Source organism: Bradyrhizobium sp. NAS96.2, assembly GCF_001908235.1.
GTDB lineage: Bacteria > Pseudomonadota > Alphaproteobacteria > Rhizobiales > Xanthobacteraceae > Bradyrhizobium.
The window spans coordinates 1-4719 of record NZ_LGHK01000203.1; the positions used below are offsets into that span (position 1 = coordinate 1).

The window sequence follows — 4719 nt, forward strand, 5'->3', positions numbered from 1 at the left end:
ATTCAAATCAGCCAGTTCGCCCGTGGCGCTCAAATCCCCATAGCGCCTGCAGCACCGCCTCACGTTCCCTTAAGCGCGGTTTCCTCCCTTGGAGGCTTTCGGACGCCGGCCGCCGAATACGCGGCGCCGTCCCTCAAGCGGCCGGCGTCCGAAACCCTTCACAGAAGCGGACTTCCGCGCGGGCGTCAAATAGCGTTGGTTGCAGCAAAGCTCGATAAGCAGTGATCAGTGATCGGCCGAGGAGGAGCCGTCCCCATGGTCGTGACCGTGATGTGCTCCATCGATTGCGTGGCCTGGACCGTCAACGTCAGCATGCAAGCCGCCGCCGCGCCTTTTCCGAAGCGGCCAAGCCAATGCCATTCCCGCTGCGACAATTAGCAGTAAACCGATGGTCGCTATCCAATGAGAAGCCACAGTTAGGTCTCCTAAAGCGCCTTTCGGTTCGCACCTCCTCGATGCTTACTGTAATCAGATTAAATCCTGTCCAAATAGCTGGCTAAAGTTTGATCTATTCACCCTATGTCGCCTTCTGAACCCTTTGCCGACATCCCGAGAACCGGAATACAATGCAGCATGACAAGCTCGCAGCCGCTAAGCATCGCAATTCGCATACCAGACGTGGCTCTCTCCCGTTCTGATCTGAACGCCTCGTTGGGGCGACAAGTCGACCGGTATGAGGTGTCATCAGGCTGCGCGTATGCTCAGATCGATATTGCAGGTAATGAAGACCAATGGGCCGCTGCTCTCGACCTTATTCGATCAATTCGCGCCGACATTTCGGGGCTCGTTGCCAACGGTTCGATTGGAGCGCCGAGTTTGGACGTAGGTCTGAGCTTTCCCAATTCGTCGTTGTCTAAGTCTTTGACCATTCCAGCCGATCTGGTCGCGGCTGTGGGTGAGGCAGGGATAGACGTTCAGTTGTCAGTGTATAAGACGGATTAGCGACGCCTCGGGATTATGTCGGAACGCGTGACCACAAAAGAGCAATTCTTCAAATTGCTACTTGCGGCCTTTCCGGCGCAACCGGAGCCCGCGCGCTTCTTTTGGAGGGAAGATCGGCACGATGACGACTATGAGTTCCGTCAGGACTTGCTGAGGCTTGCTGGGCGCCAATGGACCGAGATTAAGATTGGCGATTGGACCATGGTTGGAAGGATCGGCCATACGAGAGAATTGTTGGAGCCCGCGACATTTCTCTACTATTTGCCGTTATTGATGCTCGGCGCAATTGACGATCCGGGCTACCTGGACTGGGCGCTTGAGGCGATCGTTCCTTTGGGAAGAGATCGACAGCCGAAAAGCAAGTGGTGGATGGAGCTTCTTGAAACCATTTCGCCGGATCAGATCGGCATCCTGCACGACTTCCTCGCCTTCGTTCGCAAAAATCTCTTGCCGGTCCAGGAGACCTTTGTGGTCACGCAGGAGGAGGTGCTTACATCAGAAGCTGAGGCATTCTGGGATAAATTACGCGCTTCGACGACAGCTCGGACGAAGCGGTAACCATTGCTGAGGTCTGCTGTTGGCCCAAAGCCGACATGACCAAGCGCCCCTCTTTTGTCGGCTTCTGACGATAATGCAGACGTCGTTCGGCGGGCGGCTTTATGGGTACGCGGCCTAGTTGAGGACGCGGACTCATTGGCGCGCAGCCATAGCCGGATCGAAGTGCCTATCCCTTCGCGGCGGGGACGGGTGGCACCGGCAGAATGATTTCGGAAGCGACCTTCCAGTCCTTTCCGATCCGAAGCCAATTGATGATCATGAGAAACGGCCTGGGCGTTCCATCCTGCCCCGCATAAGAGACCGTGATGTTCATCGGCACGTAGGACTCGGCGACGTCGCGCGTCAGGCCGACAACCCTCAGCTTCGAATAATCCGGCTCGAGCACGACCGGGCCGGAGCTGCCGATATCATGAAGCTTTTGATCAATCGCCTCGTTGCCCCAAAAACCGGCCCAGTTCCCCTCGGACTGGATCGCGCTCTTGGCCACCAACAGGGTCGAGGGCGACTGCCAGAACATCCCATGCAGAGCCTTGAAATCGTGCTTGTTGGCCAACTCCATCAGCCTGCCGAACTTGGATTTTATCGCGCTGAGGGTCGCAGCATCCAGCGGCTCTTGCCTGACTGCGGGAGCAGATGTGACAGCCCCGGTGGCAAGAGCTGAGGCCGCGACAGTGACAAGGAGTGTCTTGTACATGCAGGAAATTCCCTTCGGACGTTCCCCAGCTTTGGCTGGTTTGCGCCATCGCGGTCCGATGCGCTCTGCATTCTTTGAGCGAGCGTACCGCTCCCGGCGCGAACCCGCCGGGAGCGGCATTGTCACTTCGCGAGCGCTGCCTTTTCGATGACCTCAGCGACTTGCTTCGCATGGACGACGAGCGAGGCATGGCTGCCGGCGACTTCCGTCGTCTGCGCCTTCATCCTGGCTGCGAACGACTTCTGGGCCTGCGGCGCGACGACCTTGTCCTTCGTGCTGATGACGTAGAACGTCGGCTTGTCATGCCAGGCCGCAATGTCGACGGCGGCTTCGAACGCAACGTGGTTCAACGGAAGCTGCGAATTGGCCAGGTGCGCGGCGATTTCCGGCGGAAGGTCGGCCGCGACAGCCGACGGAAACACCTTGGGATCGATGTACAGATTGCCCTTCGCGTCGGGATGGATCGCATTGCCGCCTTCCGTCGGCGGGCCGGCCTTTGCCAGTGACGCCAGGGATTCGCCGACCTCCGGCGCGAAGGCGGATACATAGACCAGCGCCGAGATCTTGGGATCGTTGCCGGCTTCCGTGATCACCACGCCGCCCCATGAGTGGCCGACGAGGACGGTCTTGCCGTCCTGCTTCGCGAGCGCCTGCTTGGTGGCATCGACGTCGGCGGCAAGCGAGGTGAGCGGATTTTCCACGAGCGTGACGTTGTAGCCTTTCTTCGTGAGAATATCGGCAACGGGTTGCCAACTGGTCTGGTCCACGAAAGCGCCGTGCACGAGCACGATGTTGTGGGCTGCTCCCTTGGGCAGTTCGGCGGAATGGACGGAGCCGGCCAATGTCGTTCCGGCCAGGAGTATGGTGGCGGCTGAGAGGAGGAGATTTCGCATCGATTGTTCCTGTTGACGTATCGGACGAACACGGTCCGGGGAATGGACAGGCGTTTCCAGCAAGGTCGCGGTTCTTCCATCTGCCATTGGCGAAATGGTTGCCGCACGTAACGTCGGCCCGCGGCGGTATGACGTATTCCACGGCCCCTACGGACGATAGAGATCAATCGTCCGGATGTTGTGTCCGATCGTCCGCAGGACTAACCTCGGCGGCATGGACATACTCGCTCAGGTGCTCGATCGCGTTCGTCTCAGCGGAACGCTGCTCTTTCACTTCGAGCTGGGCCATCCCTGGCGTCTTGAGTTGCCGGCGCGTCCCTACGCTCTGTTTCACTATCTCAGCCAGGGCGCAGCGACCCTTGCGGTCGGACACGGGCAGAAAATCCAGATGACCGGGGGCGACTTTGTCGTCATCACGCGCGGAGAGCCCCATGTGTTTTATTCGGATCGCCGGGCCGAGCCGCTGCGGATCGTGGATATCGATCGATCGTCGCCGCGTCTTGGCTTCATTCGTCACGGCGGCCGTGCCAAGCCGCTCTCGGCCATGCTCTGCGGCAATTTCACGGTGTCGCGGCCGCTGCTTGGCAACGTGCTGGAGTTGCTTCCACCCGTGCTCTTGCTGAAGCCAACGGCGGACAATGGTTGGCTTGAAGCAATCCTGCGCCGCTTGATGAGCGAGTCCGCGACCGAGCGTCCCGGTCAACGCGTCGCGCTTTCACGATTGACGGAAGTGCTCTTTGTCGAGGTGCTCCGAAGCTGGATCGCGTCCCTCAGTCCCGGACAAGGCGGCTGGCTCGGGGCCATCTCTGATCCGCATATCGGACCAGCGCTCAAGCTGATTCACGAAAACCCGGAGCGGCCCTGGGCCCTGAGCGACCTCGGCCGCCGCGTGGGGCTCGGCCGTTCGGCATTTTCGGCCCGTTTCACCAGGCTCGTCGGCCAGTCGATGCATCGCTACGTCATCGAGCGACGGATGGCAGAAGCGGCGTTCCTGCTCGAAACCAGCGACGAGCCGATCGCACGCATCGCGAGCCGGGTCGGTTACGAGACGGCGGCGGCGTTCTCGAAGCTGTTCCACCGGCATCACGGCCTGTCGCCCGGCCGGTATCGCGCGGCTCGACGATCTGACGGCAGAGGAAGGCAAGGGGACGCTCAGGAAGCAGAAGTTGCCGAATGACCTTGGTCCAGGTGTCCGCTCATGGCCCGGCTCGGAGCTTCAGCGATGCACGCTTCTGGGCAGCTGTTGGAGGATGGGCGGGACATCACCTGCGCCTTTCTCGGCTTCCCATTTGGTGCACGACCTGGCTGTGGCCGCGAACAGCGCGCGTTCCTGTGACGTGGCAGCGTCAGTTGCGCAAGCACGTAAATGCCATATGCGACGGCCTTGGCGCGAGCGGACGTCTGCGTAATTTCGGAATAGTAGAAATATATCCTGAGTTGCCCGACGTGTCAAGTTGCCCGGTCGAACGTGTCAGTAGCTCGTGATCTGTCGCCTGTTTGTAGCTCGTGAAGTGTCGTGTTTTTGGTGCCCCGGAGCAAAGGGGGCGCGATGGGCACGGCATCCATTCACGAGGGTGTACGACGGATGCGGTTTTCAGATTTGCTGGAACGGACGGAGGCGAGGGAACTGAC

General features: G+C 59.9%; 4 protein-coding genes. 2 read left to right on the top strand and 2 right to left on the bottom strand.

What is annotated here, in order from left to right; translation table 11 throughout:
* Positions 1-969: 969 nt before the first annotated feature.
* Positions 970-1500 carry a DUF6714 family protein gene (locus AC628_RS34160; RefSeq protein ID WP_143201951.1) on the top strand — a complete coding sequence of 177 codons (531 nt, stop codon included), beginning with the start codon at positions 970-972 and terminating at the stop codon, positions 1498-1500.
* 166 nt (positions 1501-1666) lie between these two features.
* Here the strand turns inward: AC628_RS34160 and AC628_RS34165 are convergent, their stop codons facing one another.
* The gene (locus tag AC628_RS34165; protein ID WP_074131112.1) at positions 1667-2194 is read right to left on the bottom strand and encodes a hypothetical protein; all 528 of its coding nucleotides are present in this window, start codon (positions 2192-2194) and stop codon (positions 1667-1669) included.
* A gap of 122 nt (positions 2195-2316) precedes the next feature.
* Complete coding sequence (locus tag AC628_RS34170) at positions 2317-3087, bottom strand: alpha/beta fold hydrolase (protein WP_074131113.1); 771 nt, start codon at positions 3085-3087, stop codon at positions 2317-2319.
* 214 nt (positions 3088-3301) lie between these two features.
* On the opposite strand from AC628_RS34170, the gene AC628_RS34175 reads away from it, so the two are divergent.
* Positions 3302-4264, top strand: a complete 963-nt coding sequence (locus AC628_RS34175) for an AraC family transcriptional regulator (protein WP_074131114.1) — start codon at positions 3302-3304, stop codon at positions 4262-4264.
* Positions 4265-4719 lie beyond the last annotated feature (455 nt).